The sequence below is a fragment of the Polaromonas sp. P3_B4 genome, from assembly GCF_056402835.1.
In genome coordinates, this window is sequence record NZ_JBFUGQ010000001.1 from 2,361,651 (window position 1) to 2,377,746 (window position 16,096).

Annotated in this window: 15 protein-coding genes; 7 read left to right on the forward strand and 8 right to left on the reverse strand. The window is 60.9% G+C overall.

The window, feature by feature from the left end:
* Nucleotides 1-120: 120 nt before the first annotated feature.
* From rpsA to AC1DVV_RS11250, 7 genes are all read left to right on the forward strand, one after another.
* The gene (rpsA, locus tag AC1DVV_RS11220) at nt 121-1,806 is read left to right on the forward strand and encodes a 30S ribosomal protein S1 (RefSeq protein WP_457280054.1); all 1,686 of its coding nucleotides are present in this window, start codon (nt 121-123) and stop codon (nt 1,804-1,806) included.
* 63 nt (nt 1,807-1,869) lie between these two features.
* Nucleotides 1,870-2,184 carry an integration host factor subunit beta gene (locus AC1DVV_RS11225; RefSeq protein WP_348043247.1) on the forward strand — a complete coding sequence of 105 codons (315 nt, stop codon included), beginning with the start codon at nt 1,870-1,872 and terminating at the stop codon, nt 2,182-2,184.
* A 63-nt stretch (nt 2,185-2,247) separates the two neighbouring features.
* Nucleotides 2,248-2,532, forward strand: a complete 285-nt coding sequence (locus AC1DVV_RS11230; protein ID WP_457280053.1) for a LapA family protein — start codon at nt 2,248-2,250, stop codon at nt 2,530-2,532.
* A complete protein-coding gene (gene lapB / locus AC1DVV_RS11235) occupies nt 2,522-3,667 on the forward strand; it encodes a lipopolysaccharide assembly protein LapB (protein WP_477665619.1) in 1,146 nt (381 codons plus the stop codon). The genes AC1DVV_RS11230 and lapB overlap by 11 nt, the downstream gene beginning before the upstream one ends.
* A 101-nt stretch (nt 3,668-3,768) precedes the next feature.
* Nucleotides 3,769-4,716, forward strand: a complete 948-nt coding sequence (rfaE1, locus tag AC1DVV_RS11240) for a D-glycero-beta-D-manno-heptose-7-phosphate kinase (RefSeq protein WP_477665618.1) — start codon at nt 3,769-3,771, stop codon at nt 4,714-4,716.
* A 27-nt stretch (nt 4,717-4,743) separates the two neighbouring features.
* Entirely contained in the window at nt 4,744-5,748 is a 1,005-nt protein-coding gene (rfaD, locus tag AC1DVV_RS11245) for an ADP-glyceromanno-heptose 6-epimerase (protein ID WP_477702419.1), read from the forward strand.
* A gap of 129 nt (nt 5,749-5,877) precedes the next feature.
* Nucleotides 5,878-6,438, forward strand: coding sequence for a ComEA family DNA-binding protein (locus AC1DVV_RS11250; RefSeq protein ID WP_457280049.1), 561 nt, complete (start codon nt 5,878-5,880; stop codon nt 6,436-6,438).
* Nucleotides 6,439-6,555: 117 nt separating this feature from the next.
* Here the strand turns inward: AC1DVV_RS11250 and AC1DVV_RS11255 are convergent, their stop codons facing one another.
* The 8 genes from AC1DVV_RS11255 to AC1DVV_RS11290 form a co-directional block, all read right to left on the reverse strand.
* Nucleotides 6,556-7,101: a DinB family protein gene (locus AC1DVV_RS11255; protein ID WP_477665616.1), complete on the reverse strand. Its 546-nt coding sequence runs from the start codon at nt 7,099-7,101 to the stop codon at nt 6,556-6,558.
* Between the two features lie 410 nt (nt 7,102-7,511).
* Nucleotides 7,512-11,144, reverse strand: coding sequence for a hydantoinase B/oxoprolinase family protein (locus AC1DVV_RS11260; RefSeq protein WP_477702421.1), 3,633 nt, complete (start codon nt 11,142-11,144; stop codon nt 7,512-7,514).
* Nucleotides 11,145-11,212: 68 nt separating this feature from the next.
* The gene (locus AC1DVV_RS11265; RefSeq protein ID WP_457280046.1) at nt 11,213-11,815 is read right to left on the reverse strand and encodes a nuclear transport factor 2 family protein; all 603 of its coding nucleotides are present in this window, start codon (nt 11,813-11,815) and stop codon (nt 11,213-11,215) included.
* 18 nt (nt 11,816-11,833) lie between these two features.
* Nucleotides 11,834-12,796 (reverse strand): TRAP transporter substrate-binding protein, encoded by a 963-nt coding sequence (locus AC1DVV_RS11270; RefSeq protein ID WP_457280045.1) that lies wholly within the window; start codon nt 12,794-12,796, stop codon nt 11,834-11,836.
* Between the two features lie 49 nt (nt 12,797-12,845).
* Nucleotides 12,846-13,613, reverse strand: a complete 768-nt coding sequence (locus tag AC1DVV_RS11275) for a putative hydro-lyase (protein ID WP_457280044.1) — start codon at nt 13,611-13,613, stop codon at nt 12,846-12,848.
* A 51-nt stretch (nt 13,614-13,664) separates the two neighbouring features.
* Nucleotides 13,665-14,369 carry an ABC transporter ATP-binding protein gene (locus AC1DVV_RS11280; protein ID WP_477665614.1) on the reverse strand — a complete coding sequence of 235 codons (705 nt, stop codon included), beginning with the start codon at nt 14,367-14,369 and terminating at the stop codon, nt 13,665-13,667.
* Between the two features lie 2 nt (nt 14,370-14,371).
* Nucleotides 14,372-15,082, reverse strand: a complete 711-nt coding sequence (locus AC1DVV_RS11285; protein WP_457280042.1) for an ABC transporter ATP-binding protein — start codon at nt 15,080-15,082, stop codon at nt 14,372-14,374.
* Entirely contained in the window at nt 15,079-16,095 is a 1,017-nt protein-coding gene (locus tag AC1DVV_RS11290; RefSeq protein ID WP_477665613.1) for a branched-chain amino acid ABC transporter permease, read from the reverse strand. The genes AC1DVV_RS11285 and AC1DVV_RS11290 overlap by 4 nt, the downstream gene beginning before the upstream one ends.
* Nucleotide 16,096 lies beyond the last annotated feature (1 nt).

Genomic DNA, 16,096 nt, shown 5'->3' on the forward strand with positions numbered 1-16,096 from the left:
AGGTTCATTAACGTAACCCGCAGCCTTATTCAACGTCTGGCCGCAAGCAACCGCCGCAAGCAGCTATAAAAACAATAGCAATTCCGCTATTGGAACCCTGTTGTGTGGATGAGGAAAATCATGTCTGAATCTTTTGCCGATCTATTTAACGAATCGCTCCAGCGCTCTGAAATGCGCACCGGTGAAGTCATCACCGCTGAAGTCGTTCGCATCGACCACAACCACGTCGTCGTCAACGCCGGACTGAAGTCCGAGGCCTATGTGCCGCTCGAAGAATTCAAAAACGACCAGGGCGAACTCGAAGTCCAGGTCGGCGACTTTGTCTCCGTGGCCATCGACTCCGTCGAAAACGGCTATGGCGACACCCTGCTGTCCCGCGACAAGGCCAAGCGCCTGGCCTCGTGGATGAGCCTGGAAAAAGCCCTGGAGTCCGGCGAATTCGTCACCGGCCAGACCAGCGGCAAGGTCAAGGGCGGTCTCACCGTCCTCGTCAACGGCATCCGCGCCTTCCTGCCCGGCTCGCTCATCGACACCCGCCCCATCAAGGACTTGTCTCCGTACGAGAACAAGACCATGGAATTCAAGGTCATCAAGCTGGACCGCAAGCGCAACAACGTCGTGTTGTCACGCCGTGCCGTGGTCGAAGCCAGCATGGGCGAAGAACGCGCCAAGCTGATGGAAACCCTGAAGGAAGGCTCCTCCGTCAAGGGCGTCGTCAAGAACATCACCGAATACGGTGCGTTCGTTGACCTGGGCGGCATTGACGGCCTGCTGCACATCACCGACATGGCATGGCGCCGCGTGCGTCACCCAAGCGAAGTGGTGACGGCTGGCCAGGAAATCGTGGCCAAGATCCTGAAGTTCGACACCGAAAAGAACCGTGTCTCGCTGGGTCTGAAACAGATGGGCGACGACCCATGGATGGGCGTGAACCGCCGCTATCCACAAGGCACGCGCCTGTTCGGCAAGATCACCAACATCGCCGACTACGGTGCATTTGTTGAACTCGAGCCAGGTATCGAAGGCCTGGTCCACGTGTCCGAAATGGACTGGACCAACAAGAATGTGGCACCGAGCAAGCTCGTGGCACTGGGCGACGAAGTCGAAGTCATGGTCCTCGAGATCGACGAAGACAAGCGCCGTATCAGCCTGGGCATGAAGCAGTGCAAGGCCAATCCATGGCAAGAATTCGCACAGGAAACCAAGCGCGGCGACCGCGTCAAGGGCCCGATCAAGTCGATCACCGACTTCGGCGTCTTTGTGGGTCTGGCTGCCGGCATCGACGGCCTCGTGCACCTGTCCGACCTCTCGTGGAACGAACCCGGTGAAGCCGCCGTTCGCAACTACAAAAAGGGCCAGGAAGTCGAAGCGATCGTTCTGGCAGTCGACGTCGACCGCGAGCGCATCTCCCTGGGTATCAAGCAGCTGGATTCCGATCCGTTCACCACGTTCGTGTCGATCAACGACAAGGGCGCGATTGTGACCGGCAAGGTCAAGACTGTTGATGCCAAGGGCGCTGAAATCGATCTCGGCGAAGACATCATCGGCTACCTGCGCGCCAGCGAAATCAGCCGTGACCGCGTCGAAGACGCGCGCAACGTGCTGAAAGAAGGCGACGAAGTGTCCGCAGTCGTGGTGAACGTGGATCGCAAGACCCGCAACATCCAGCTGTCGGTCAAAGCCAAGGACAACGCCGACCAGCAGGAAGCCATGGCAACCCTGAGCCAGCAGTCTTCGCGTGAAAGCGCTGGCCTGACCAACCTTGGCGCCCTGTTGCGCGCCAAGCTGGACAACAACGAAAAGTAAGGCGACCGTGCAGCGGTGTGATGCGCCCCTGGCGGATTGCATCGCTGTACAGCTACTTTATCCATGACCCGAAGCGATCTTGTCGAAGAACTGGCAGCCCGATTCAGCCAGCTGACGCACCGCGACGCCGAATATGCCGTCAAGACGATTCTTGATGCCATGAGCGACGCCCTGGTGCGCGGCCACCGCATTGAAATCAGGGGATTTGGCAGTTTTTCCATCAACCGCCGCCCGCCTCGCATGGGCCGCAATCCGCGTTCCGGTGAAAGCGTGGCCATCCCTGAAAAACGGGTGCCCCATTTCAAGCCGGGCAAGGCGTTGCGGGAAGCAGTGGATGCCCGTACCCAGGAGCTCCTGGCGGTCACGGATCCGAAGTAAGGTCTTGCTGTTTTCCCCCGGTGGTCTGGCTACAATCGCGAGACCACCACGGGGGACGACCAAGTGAAATACCTCATGTGGCTGCTCAAGGCAGCCATTTTTTTTACGCTGTTTGCTTTTGCACTGAATAACCAGCAAACGGTTTCGGTGAATTTTTTCTTTGGCACGATGTGGCGAGCACCTCTGGTGCTGGTTGTCCTGAGTGTCTTCGCCTGCGGGCTGGCGCTCGGTATTCTTGTCATGATGCCGCGCTGGTGGAAAAAGCGCAGATCGGCGAAATATGCCTCCTCCACCATGGGCCCCCATACCGTGACCGAAGACCCCTCCACCCTCCACCATGGAATTTGATTTCACCTGGGTCCTGCTCGGGTTTCCGATCGCCTTTACCTTGGGCTGGCTGGCTTCGCGACTGGATTTGCGGCAACTGCGCATCGAAAACCGCCAGGCGCCCAAAGCCTACTTCAAAGGCCTGAATTTTCTGCTCAATGAGCAGCAGGACCAGGCCATTGACGCCTTTATCGAAGCCGTACAGAACGACCCCGACACGTCCGAGCTTCACTTCGCCCTGGGTAACCTGTTCCGCCGCCGCGGCGAATACGAGCGCGCCGTGCGGGTGCACGAACACCTGATGTCGCGCGGCGACCTGACGCAACCGGAGCGCGACCGCGCCCAGCATGCACTGGCCCTGGATTTCCTCAAAGCCGGCCTGCTCGACCGTGCCGAAATCGCGCTGCGCAAACTGGAGGGAACGCCGTTCGAGGAAGAGGCCCGGCTTGCGTTGCTGTCCATTTATGAACGCTCGCGGGATTGGCCTAACGCAACCGAAATCGCCGCCAGGCTGGGTACCTCCAGCCATGGCAGCTTCAGTGCCCGGCAGGCGCATTACCTTTGCGAGCAGGCCATTGCGTCCGCAGCGGCAGGCGACACAAGCCAGGCCCTGGAGACATTGCAGCAGGCTGTCGCCATGGCCCCGGTGTCGGCCCGCCCACTGATTGACCTGGCCAAACTGCAGCACCAGCTCGGCAAGTCCCAGGATGCCTTGCGCACATTGCAGAAGCTGGAAGACCTGGCACCGCAAGGCCTGCCACTTGCCGCCGGCCTGCTTGCCAATATCGCCCAGGCAAGCGGCCAGGAAGCCGCCGCACTGGAGTTGCTGAAGACCAGTTACGCCAACACGCCGTCCATTGACGTGGTTGAAGCCATCGTCAAACTGGAAAAAGACCCTGCGTCGGCACGCCAGTGGTATGCCAGGCATATGGAACGCCAGGCGTCCCTGGTGGCCGCCGGCAAGTGGATAGAAGGGGAACAACTCCAGGATGCGCATCATCACGCACTGGTGCAGCGCTCGCTGGGTCAGGCAACCAAGCCGTTGATGCGCTATCGTTGTGCCGCGTGCGGCTTTGAAGCCACGCAGCACTTCTGGCACTGCCCTGGCTGCCAGGCCTGGGACAGCTACCCGACCCGCCGAATAGAAGAATTATGAACACCCCCGTGGAGGCTTCGCCTCCTCCCCCCTTGCAGGGGGCAACAGCTGTGGCCCGGCGAAGCCGGTTCCACGCTGTTCTGGTTTGAATACAGACAGACATGACCACTACTCTCACACTATCCGCTGAACGAATCGCCAAAGCCCGTGTCCTTGTGGTGGGCGATGCCATGCTCGACCGGTACTGGTACGGCGCGGTAGACCGCATCTCGCCTGAGGCCCCGGTGCCCGTGGTACGTGTCACGCGCACCGAGGAACGCATAGGCGCCGCGGCCAACGTGGCCTACAACATCGTCACGCTGGGCGCGCAAGCCTCGCTGCTGACCGTGGTGGGCGATGATGAGGCCAGCCACCAATTGGAGGCGCTGGTCGAAAAAACCGGCATCGCCCCTTACTTCGGCCGCGATGCACGGCTCAAAACAACGGTCAAGCTGCGCGTCATTGGCCGCCAGCAGCAGCTGATCCGGCTCGACTTCGAGAACACGCCGGAAAACGAGGTGCTCGCCTCCCAGTCCGCCACCTTTGAAAAACTGCACACGCAGCACGACGCCGTGCTTTTTTCCGACTACGGCAAGGGTGGCCTCGCGCATATCGTGCTGATGATCGCCCAGGCGCGCGCTGCCGGCAAGGTGGTGCTGGTCGACCCCAAGGGGGCGGACTACGCACGCTACAAAAACGCCAGCATCATTACGCCGAATCGCGCCGAGCTCGAGCACGTGATCGGCACCTGGAGCGACGAAGCCGAGCTGCGCACCAAAGCCCACAACCTGCGCACCGCACTCAATCTTGATGCCCTGCTGCTGACACGTAGCGAAGAAGGCATGACCCTGTTTGACGCCCAGGGTGAGCTGAATGTACCGGCCGTGGCACGTGAGGTGTTCGACGTCACCGGCGCCGGCGATACGGTGATCGCCACACTGGCTGCCATGGCGGCCACGGGCATGAGCCTTCGTGATGCGGTGCCCATCGCCAACCGTGCCGGCGGCATTGTGGTCGGCAAGTTCGGTACCGCAACGGTCAGTTACGACGAACTGTTTGCCGCGCATTAAATTGCGCCTCAGGTTAAAGGAATCATCATGAAAGTAGTAGTCACGGGTGCTGCGGGTTTTATCGGCAGCAATATCATCAAGGGCCTCAATGCCCGCGGCATCGACGACATCATCGCGGTCGACGACCTGACCGAAGGCGACAAATTTCGCAACCTGGCCGGCCTGCAGATCGCCGACTACGTGGATGCCGACGACTTCTACGACCTCTTTGCCGAAGGCGCTTATGGTCAGGTCGAGGCAGTGTTCCACGAAGGCGCCTGCAGCGACACGATGGAGCCCGATGGCAAGTACATGATGGACAACAACTACACGCTTTCGTGCGAGTTGTTTCATGCCTGCCAGGACCAGGGAACACGCCTGCTGTATGCCTCGTCGGCCGCCACCTACGGCGGATCCGACACGTTCAGGGAATCGCCCGAATTCGAACGACCACTCAACGTCTACGGCTACTCCAAGCTGCTCTTTGACCAGCGCCTGCGGCGTGAACTCGGCAACCGGTTTGAAGGCGCAGCCACCCAGGTTGCGGGCTTTCGCTACTTCAATGTCTACGGCCCCCACGAACAGCACAAGGGCCGTATGGCCAGCGTGGCCTTTCACCAGTTCAACCAGTTCCAGGCCGAAGGCAAGGTCAAGCTGTTTGGCGAATACGGCGGCTACGGCGCCGGCGGCCAGATGCGCGACTTCGTCTTCATCGACGATGTGGTGGCCGTGAACCTCTGGTTTTTTGACCATCCAGAACAATCCGGCATTTTCAATCTTGGCACCGGAAAGGCCCAGCCCTTCAACGATGTCGCGCTCGCCGTCGTGAACACCTTGCGCAAAGGGCAGGATGCTGCGGCGCTGAGCCTGGAAGATGCCGTGCGCGGCGGGCTCATCGACTACATCACCTTCCCGCCAGCCTTGGTGGGTAAATATCAAAGCTACACGCAGGCCGACCTCGGCGCCCTGCGTGCCGCTGGGTGTGACCATGTGTTTGCTGATGTGAAAGCGGGTGTAACTGCTTACATGCAGTGGCTGGGCAAGAATCGCTGAGGCTTGGGGTTCCCCAACCCAATCGCACCAGGCAGGTCAACCCCGTGTGAAACCGGGCCGTTATAAACACAGCATTCTTATTCACAGGATGCATAACGCGCTTCGCCACTCACCACTGAGGAGATTTCCATGTTCAAGAAAGTACTGGCGTTTTTCGCCGCCATGTCTCTCGTTGCAGCCTTTGCTGCGGTCGACGTCAACAAAGCCACAGAGGCCGAACTCGACGGCATCAAACACATCGGCCCCGTCACCTCCAAGCTGATCATCTCCGAGCGCAAGAAAAGCGAGTTCAAAAACTGGGATGACTTCATCACCCGCGTCAAAGGCGTGGGAGAAAAACGCGCAGCCGAGTTCTCCGCCGCAGGGCTGACCGTTGGCGGTGCCGCCTATACCGGCCCGGCCGCCGCAGATGCGAAGGCAAAAACCAAGGCCGAAGCCAAAGCGGACGCCAAAACCAGCAAGAAGGCCGACAAGCCGGTCACCGAAAAGGCCAAAGACGCAGCCATCGCCACCAAGGATGCAGTCAAGGGTGCGGCTATCGCGACCAAAGACGCCGTGGTGGAATCGGCCAAAGATGCCAAAGAGGCGGTAACGTCCAAAAAAGACGCCAAGAAGGACACCAAAAAAGAAACCAAAACCGAAGTCAAGGTTGAAGCGGCCAAGCCTGCTGCAAGCGCTGCCAAGAAGTAATTGGCCCGCATCCATAAAAAAACCCGCCTGGAGCGGGTTTTTTATTGCCAACTTTTGCCTCCAGCCCTTTAGGGGCGAGCGCAAGCAGCTATCTATTTCATAGCACCTTAAAGACCTCTACACCAGCGCAATCAGGTCCGTCACGCCCACCGCTGCCCCAGCCTGCGTGACCAGTGTCGTCACTTGCCCTCTATGGTGTGTCTGGTGATTGAAAAAATGCGTGAGGGCCTTCCAGACCACGTGCTCGCGCTGCACCCCTTTCGAGTTGGCGTACCGCATGGTCATGGCCGGGTAAGCCTCAGGCATGTCGGCAGCCCACTGCTCGATGGCGCCATCGAGCTGCTGCCGTTTGGCTTTCAGTCCGGCCCAGTCTTCGTAGAGCACCATGTCCAGCGTGTAGGCCTGCGGCATGTCCAGCACTTCAGCGCCCAGCGACGTGAAATGGATTCCGTTCTCATTACCGCACTGCGCAAAGCGCCTGAGCCAGACCTGGTCGGCCAGGACAAGATGGCCCAGCGTGTGATGGATCGAGCCGAAAAAGGCACCACGGTCACGCTTGCGCTCCTCATCTGACAGGGTTTCACACGCGCCATACAGCCGTTCATTGATCCAGCGGTTGTACTGGGCCAGAAGTCGGTAGTTGTCGGAAAATGCACCGGTCATACATGCTCCTGAATTGATAGCTTCTCGCGCTCGTGCTGATTGGCCCAGGGCCGGATTTCATATGAAATTACGGCATTCCGCACCCCTAAAAGCCTGCCTGCCCCCGTCACAAGGTGCGCTGGCTCCACTGCAGATTTTCCACTGTCCTGGCGATGGCCGATCGTTGCCGTGCAAAAAAAGATAGTGCTAAACGGGAGGGAGGTCCGGTTTACGGCGCGTCCGCGATGCACAGCGTCGAGCCGTTTGCAGGTACTAAAGCCAGCCCCAAGTGTTACGGGCGGCTGAGCAGATGACTTTGCGAATGACGATCAGGCGCACGCGTGAACGGGCAGGCGCTTTACCCACCCGTCACAGCTGCGCGGTCGCTCCGCTTGGGAAGCAGGCCGGCATACACCGGCCCGTGATTGGCATCAAGCTTTCCCGAAGCCACCGCCGCCCGGCGTATGGATTTCAAAAATATCACCGGGCTGCATCTCGGCCTGGCCGATATGGCCCAGTGTTTCGATCTGGCCTTGCGCCCGGACCACAACGTTTTGCCCGACCTGCCCGGCCTGGCCCCCGGCCATGCCGAAGGCGCCGTGTTTGCGCCCGTTCGACAGGATGCTGGCCGTCATGGTTTCCAGGAAGCGCACACGGCGCACCCCGCCGTTGCCGCCCTGCCATCGGCCCGCGCCACCGGAGCCCTGACGAATCTCGTAGCTTTCCAGCCGTACCGGGAAGCGGAATTCCAGCACCTCCGGGTCGGTCAGCCGCGAATTGGTCATATGCGCCTGCACAACAGAGGTGCCGTCAAAACCCGACACCAGCTTGCCGGCATCATCCAGCTTGCCACCCGCACCGGAGCCACCTGAAATGGTTTCGTAGTACTGGTGGCGTGCATTGCCGAACGTGAAGTTGTTCATCGTGCACTGGCCGGCGGCCATTACACCCAGCGCGCCATAAAGCGCATTGGTGATGCAGGTGGAGGTTTCCACATTACCCGCCACCACCGAAGCCGGCGGGTTCGGGTTGAGCATGGAGCCCGGCGGGATGATGACCTTGAGCGGCTTCAGGCAGCCCGCGTTCAGCGGGATGTCGTCGTCAACCAGGGTGCGGAACACATACAACACTGCGGCCATGCACACCGCCGTCGGCGCGTTGAAGTTATTGGTCTGCTGCGGCGATGTGCCGGTGAAGTCGATCTCGGCGCTGCGTCCTTTGACGTCAACACGGATGGACACCTTGATTTGGGCTCCGTTGTCCAGCGGCAAGGTGAACTCGCCATTTTTGAGGCGCGTGATCACGCGGCGCACCGACTCCTCGGCGTTGTCCTGCACGTGGCGCATATAAGCCAGCACCACCTCCAGGCTGAAGGTGTCCACCATCTTGCGCAGCTCCTGCACGCCCTTTTCATTGGCGGCGATCTGCGCTTTCAGGTCGGCCATGTTCTGCTGCGGGTTACGGCTGGGGTATTTGCCGCTTTTGAGCAGCGCAATCATTTCCGCCTCGCGCAGCACACCGCGCTCTACCAGCTTGACGTTGTTGATCTGCACGCCCTCTTCTTCAATCAATGTCGAGAACGGCGGCATGGAGCCCGGCGTGGTGCCGCCGATGTCGGCATGGTGTCCGCGCGAACCGACATAAAACGTCGGCTGTGTCGCCGCACCAAGGTAGACCGGCGTAATGACGGTGATGTCGGGCAGATGCGTGCCGCCATGGTAGGGGTCGTTCAGCACATACACATCACCAGGCTGCATCTTTCCGGCGTTCTCGCGAATCACCGTCTTGATGCTTTCGCCCATGGAACCCAGGTGCACCGGCATATGCGGCGCATTGGCGATCAGGTTGCCTTCGGTGTCAAACAGTGCACAGCTGAAGTCCAGGCGCTCCTTGATGTTGACGGAGTAAGCGGTGTTCTGCAGCTGCAGGCCCATCTGCTCGGCAATGTTCATGAAGAGGTTGTTGAAGACCTCCAGCAGCACAGGGTCTACCGTGGTGCCCGCCGCAAACTTCACGGCGCGTTCGGCCCGGCGGTCCAGCACCAGGTGGTCCAGCGCCGTCAGCGCGGCTTCCCAACCCGGTTCCACGACCGTGGTGGCGTTCTTCTCGGCAATGATGGCCGGCCCCGAGATGATGTCGCCCGGCCGCAGATCTTCACGCACCACCAGCGCGGCGTCATGCCACTGGCCGCCGGAGTACATGCGCACGGTTTCGCGGCGAGGTACTTCGCGCGGCTCATGCGTGGTGTGGCGCGGCTCGGCAGGCGCGTCGCCTGCCACCACGGACTCTACCGACACGGCCTCAACCACCAGGCCCTTGCCCTGCATCAGGAAGGCAAAGCGCTGGCGGTAAGCGGCTTCGAACCCGGACTCGATCTCGTCCAGCGTACCGAAGGGCACGATGAGCGCGGAGTCACTGCCTTCATAACGCACATGCACGCGGTGATGCGTGGTGATGCTGCCGGTGCTGACCTGCTGGCGCTGCAGCTCGGCCTCTGCCGTCGCAGCGAGCGCGTTGAGCTTGTCGGCAATTTCCGGAAGCACGGCGGCCGAGAGCTTGAGCTCCACCGCCTGCTCACGAATCACATTCTGGTCGGCCAGGCCCATGCCATAAGCGCTCAGCACCCCCGCCAGCGGGTGCACAAACACCTTGGTCATGCCCAGCGCATCGGCCACCAGGCAGGCGTGCTGCCCGCCCGCACCGCCAAAGCATTGCAGCGTGTAGCGTGTCACGTCATAGCCGCGTGCCACTGAAATTTTCTTGATGGCGTTGGCCATCTGCTGGACCGCGATGTTGATGAAGCCTTCAGCCACCACCTCGGCACTGCGCCCGGTCTGCCCGGCCAGTTCGTTGAACTGGGCCTCTACCGCCTCGTAACTCAACGGCTCATCGGCATTGGGACCAAATACCTTCGGAAAGTAGCGCGGCTGCACCTTGCCGACCATCACGTTGGCATCGGTCACCGCCAGGCGGCCACCGCGCCGGTAACTGGCGGGGCCTGGGTTGGCGCCTGCGCTCTGTGGACCAACCCGGAAGCGCTCGCCGTCAAATTTGAGGATGGAGCCGCCGCCCGCCGCCACGGTGTGGATACTCATCATGGGTGCCCGCATGCGCACACCGGCGACCTGGGTTTCGAATTCGCGCTCGAACTCCCCGGCGTAATGCGACACGTCCGTCGAGGTGCCGCCCATGTCAAAGCCTATGACCTTGGCATGGCCGGCGATTGCGGCCGTGCGGGCCATGCCCACAATGCCGCCCGCCGGGCCGCTCAGGATGGCGTCCTTGCCCTGAAATACATGCGCATCGGTCAACCCACCGGAAGACTGCATGAAAAAGAGCCGTACCCCCGGCATCTCACTGGCGACCTGTTCCACATAACGTCGCAGGATGGGGGAGAGGTAGGCGTCCACCACCGTGGTGTCGCCGCGGCTCACAAACTTCATCATCGGGCTGGTTTCATGCGAGGTGCTGATCTGGGTAAAACCCACCTCGGTCGCGATGCGCTTGGCGGCCTTTTCATGCTCCGTGAACCGGTAACCATGCATAAAAACAATTGCAAGGCTTCGCAGCCCTTTCTGGTACTGCGCAAGCAGCTCCTTTTTTAATAGCACTTCGTCGAGCGCCTGAAGCACCTCGCCTTGCGCGCCCACACGCTCCTGGGCCTCCACCACCGCGCTGTAAAGCAACTCGGGCAGCACGATGTGGCGGTCAAACAGACGGGGGCGGTTCTGGTAGGCAATGCGCAGGGCATCCCGAAAGCCGCGCGTGGTCACCAGCAAGGTCGGCTCACCCTTGCGCTCCAGCAACGCATTGGTCGCCACGGTCGTTCCCATCTTCACGCAGTCCACCACGTCGGCGCGTATCGGCTCGCCCGCTTTCAGGCCCAGCAGGTGGCGGATGCCGGCGACCGCCGCATCGCGGTACTGCTCCGGATTTTCCGACAGCAGCTTGTGCGTGACCAGCGAACCATTGGGCTTCTTGGCCACGATGTCCGTGAAGGTGCCGCCGCGGTCTATCCAGAATTGCCAACGGTCGCCGCCCGGTTTTGAAGTGGTGTCTTGCATAATTTTTTTGATTTCAGAGTTAACGTGTTCTTTGCTGATCTCTATGGATCTTATTGATCTTGCTGCTGTCAGACCTGGCTTGGCACGACGCTGTGAGGCGTTGCCGGCCGGGATCTCTTGTCCGGAAAATTGGCCATCTGCGCCCTGCCAATGTACCCAAGTACCGGCGCCAGGTGCTGGATGTCCGGCGCGCCCCGCAGGGCCGTTGAAGCCGGGCACCAGGGATAGGGAAGACCGGCGACCCAATCCATGACCTCGTCAGTGTGCGAGGCCGGCAGGGTCTGCATGCTCGCGATGGTGATTGAAAGGCTTTCCGCCAGACATGAAGGCGGCGAAAAACACCAATCGTAGCGACCACACCCGACCCGCACGGCGCGGCTGTCCTTTTCCGTCATGGCAACCAGCCAGTCACAGCAAAACACCTGCGCGTCGGCCTCCGGCGGCGAGCTCAGGCAGAAGGTGTAGACATTCTCGTAGGACTGGCCAAAACGGCGCACCAGCACCTCGCCGATGGCGTCCCTTCCCCGTGACACCGGAGGAAACGAGATCGCACCGGTGTGGACGGTGACCTGCAGCAGGGCATCGTCCGTAAAGGCTTGCGCCAGCAGGTGAGGCCGGTTGCCATCCTTGGCATGAAGGTAGGCGGCGATGGATGCAGAAGGAGTTTTCATGCGATTCGAAGCCTGTGCTTATTGCGGCATGTAGTACGGCACGAAAATATCATTGGCTTCATTGCCCACCGATCGTATCCACTCGCGCGAGAACTTCTCGCCCATGCGCTTGATCTCAGTGTCCAGTTCGGGGGGAATGCGTTCTATCTTCACGCCGTTGGCGCGCAATTCCTCGGTCGCGCTGGTCGCCAGCGCCTGGCTGGCCTGCCAGCCGCGGACTTCCGCCTCGCCTGCCGCCTTGAGCACGGCAGCGCGCGCCTCGGGCTTCAGTGCATCAAAGACCTTGCTGTTCACAAACACCGCGTTTTTGGGGAACCAGGCATTGATCTCGTAGTAATACTTGATCGGGCCCCAAACCTTGTTCTCCACGCCGGTCAGCGCCGACGTGATCATGTTGTCCATCCGGCCTTCGGCCAATGCCTTGCCCACATCGACCATGGCCACATCCACCGGCTTGGCACCCAGCATTTCGGCGATGCGCATGGTGGTCTGGTTGTAGGTGCGCATCTGGGTGCCCCGAAAATCCGTCGGGCCCCGCACCGGCTTGTTCGAATGCAGGCCTTGCGGCGGCCACGGCACTGCGTACAGGAGCTTCATGCCATGCTCGGTGAAATGCTTTTCAAGGCCTGGCCGCTGTAGTTTCCAGAGGCGTTGTGCGTCCTTGTAGGAGGCCACGACGAAGGGAATGGAGTCCGCGCCAGCCAGCGGAATTTCCTTGACCATGCTCGCCAGGATGGTCTCGCCCGCTTCGGCCTTTCCCTGCTGCACGGCCGCGCTGATGTCCGCCAGCTTGGCCAGGGTGTTGTTGGGGTACACCTGTATGACCAGCTGTCCGCGCGTGGCCAGATCCACATCGCGCCCAAATTGCAGGAGGTTCTGCGTATGGAAGGACTCTGCCCGGTAGCCCGTGGCCAGCTTCCAGGTTGTCTGGGCGTGCGCTGCCCCCGCCGTGACGAGCACGGCTATTAAAACTGCTTTCATGGGAACTCCTTGGGAGTTGAGAATTAGCCCGGCGGCGGGTGCATGGAACTCACCCTTTCAGGTCCGTCACAAACATCTTGCCCGGCGCATGGGTGATGCACATCGACAGTCGGCTCTTCTGGGCAACCCATTGCGGCGTGACGCCGCAACCCCAAAACACCGGGATTTCATCATCCTTGATGTCGACTGCATCGCCGTAATCCGGTCGCGACAGGTCGGTGATGCCGATCGCCTCCGGATTGCCGATGTGAACGGGCGCACCATGCGCAACGTCAAACCGGCCAGAAATCTCCACCACCTTTGCCACATCGCGGCTCTTGATGGGCCGCATGGTGACGACCATTTCACCGCTGAACACACCAGCGGGCTGGCACTGGAGACTGGTACGGAACATCGAGACATTGCGGCCCTGCTCGACATGCCTCAGGGGAATGCCGGCCTGGGTGACCGCGGCCTCGAAAGAAAAACTGCAGCCGATCAGGAAGGCCACATAGTCGTCCTTCCAGATCGAACGGATCTCGTCCCGCTCCTCGACAAACTCGCCGTCACGGTAAACGCGATAGCCCGGAATGTCGGTCGTGATGTCCGCCCCCGGTGCACACAAAGGCTCCGTGGCGCCCGGCTTCAGAACCTCCACCAATGGGCAGGGCTTGGGATTGCGCTGGCAGAACAACAGGAAGTCAAAGGCCTGGGCCTGGGGGACGATCATGAGGTTGGCCTGGATATGGCCGTTCGCGTGTCCCGCGGTGGGCAGGGCAAACTCGCCGCAACGGCTGGCCATCCGGAGGTCTGCGGGACGATCAAAAATCTTGTTCATGGCAGGGTAAAGCTTGATTGGAAAAAATAGGGTGATACAGCGGCTTTTCCGTCAAAGGCCCAGGTAGGCCTTTTTGATCCGGTCATCATTGAGGAGCTCATGACCCTTGCCCTGCATCACGATACGGCCAGTCTGGATGACATAGCCGTAATGCGCGATGCCCAGGGCCTTTTGCAGGTTCTGTTCCACCAGCAATATCGAGACACCTGTGGCATTGACCTGCTGGATAACCTCCAGCACCTTGGTCACAAACTTGGGCGCGATGCCCCACGAAGGCTCATCCAGCATCAGCAGCTTGGGCCGGGCCATCAGCCCGCGGGCGATGGCCAGCATTTGCTGCTCGCCCCCACTCATGGTACCGGCCAGTTGTGTGGCGCGCTCCTTGAGGATGGGGAACAGCTGCAGCATCTCTTCAATGCCCCGCGCCACCTCGTGCTTGTCCGTGCGCGTAAAGGCACCGAGCTCCAGGTTGCGAAGCACTGTCAGCCGGGGAAACAGGCGCCGGCCTTCCGGCACCAGCGACAGACCTAACGGGACGCGTTTGTGCGCCGGCATGCGGTGAACCGGCTCACCGTTGAAGGTAATACTGCCCGCTGCGGCGGCATTGAGGCCTGCCACGGCGCGCAAGGTGGTGGACTTGCCGTTGCCGTTGCCGCCTACCAGCGCGACGATCTTGCCGGGCTCGACCTGGAGGCTGACGTCGGAGATGGCCAGCACGTCGTCGTAGCAGACCTTGAGGTTTTTGATTTCAAGCATCTTCAGTCCCCGAGGTAGGCGGTAATCACGGCAGCGTCGTTCGACACCTGCTGCGGCGTGCCTTCGGCGATCTTCACGCCGCGGTCCAGCACGACGATCTTGTCGGCGATCGGCATGATGCCTTCCAGCACATGCTCGACGATCAGGCACGCAATGCCCTTGTCCCGGATCTTGAGAACGACGTCGACCGCTTCGCGAACTTCCGACGGGTTGAGACCCGCCATCACTTCATCCATCAGCAGGATGCGCGGCTGTATGGCCAGCGCACGCGCCACGGCCAGGCGCCGCTGCTCGCTGATGGTCATGCTGGCGGCAGGCCGGTCGGCAAAGCGTTCAAGCCCGGCAAAAGCCAGCCAGTCCATGGCAGCCTGGCGTGCCTTCGCAACGTTGTGCTGCAGCAGCATGGCCGCGGTCATCACGTTCTCGCAGGCCGTCATGCTGGTGAAGGTGCGCGCAATCTGAAAAGTCCGTGCCACACCGGCACGGGCGCATGTTTCAGGCGGCAGTCCTGCGATGTCGCGGCCGCCCAGCATGATGCTGCCCGATGTGGGAGCGAAAAACCCCGCCACGCAATTGAACATGGTGGTCTTGCCGGCGCCGTTGGGGCCGATCAGGCCCACCACCTGTCCGGTGTCCACGCTAAAGGACACATCCTGGTTGGCGACCAGCCCGCCGAAACGCTTGCTGACCTGTTTGACTTCCAGCAACTTCATACGGCCTCCTCGCCGGCGTTCTGCACGGTGGCGGTGGGCACCGCCATCTGCCGCGATGCATCGGCGCGTGCCTCGCGGCGCTCCCGGAAGCTGCGCAGCCAGCCAATGAGGCCCGTGGGATAAAAGACCGCGATCACGATGATGAGGCTCGCATAAATGATGACGTCAGTGCCGCGGCCCGTACCGCCGAAGGCAATGCGCGTGAATTCCTCGATGCTGGTCAGCACCACGGCACCCACAACCGGACCGAACAAGGTGCCCACACCTCCAAGAATGGATACCAGCGCCATCTTGATGGAGAGCGCCGTCGAGAGCACCGAATTCGGATCGATATAAAGTTCTTTCTGTGCGTACAAGCTGCCGCCGACTGCCGTGAGGAAAGCACTGACCGACAGTGCCACCTGCTTGTAGCGGGCGATGTTCACGCCGATGCTGCGGGCCGCGTCGGGTTCATCCTTGATGGCCCTGAAGTAGTAGCCGAGGTAGCTGCGCTCTATCCACCAGTTCGCGCCCAAGGTGATGATCAGCAGTCCCAGTGCCAGCCAGTAGTACGGCAATTTGGTAGCGAAGTTCAGCCAGAGCCAGCCTTGTTTGTCCATCGGCACGTAAAGCCCGACCGCCGCACCGCCGTAATCCCACTCAGTGAAGAAAATCTGCACCAGTTCGGCCACCGCGATGGTGGCCATCGCAAAGTAGTGGCCCTTGAGCCGGAAGCAGGACCAGCCAAACCCCAGGCTGAGCAAGGCTGCCACCAAACCGCCGGCGAGCACGCCTATCCAGGGATTGATGCCGAACTTGATCAGCAGCAGTGTCGAGACATAGGCGCCAAGTCCGTAGAAAGCCGCATGGCCGAGGGACACCTGTCCCGCATAGCCACCCACGATGTTCCAGGCTACACCCACCTGGGCCGCCATGAGGATGAGGATCGCCATGTTCAGGTGCGAGGCATCCGTGACCGCGGGGACGGCCAAGGCAAGCGCCAGAGCGGCGATAACAAAAAAGAGTTGCTTCATG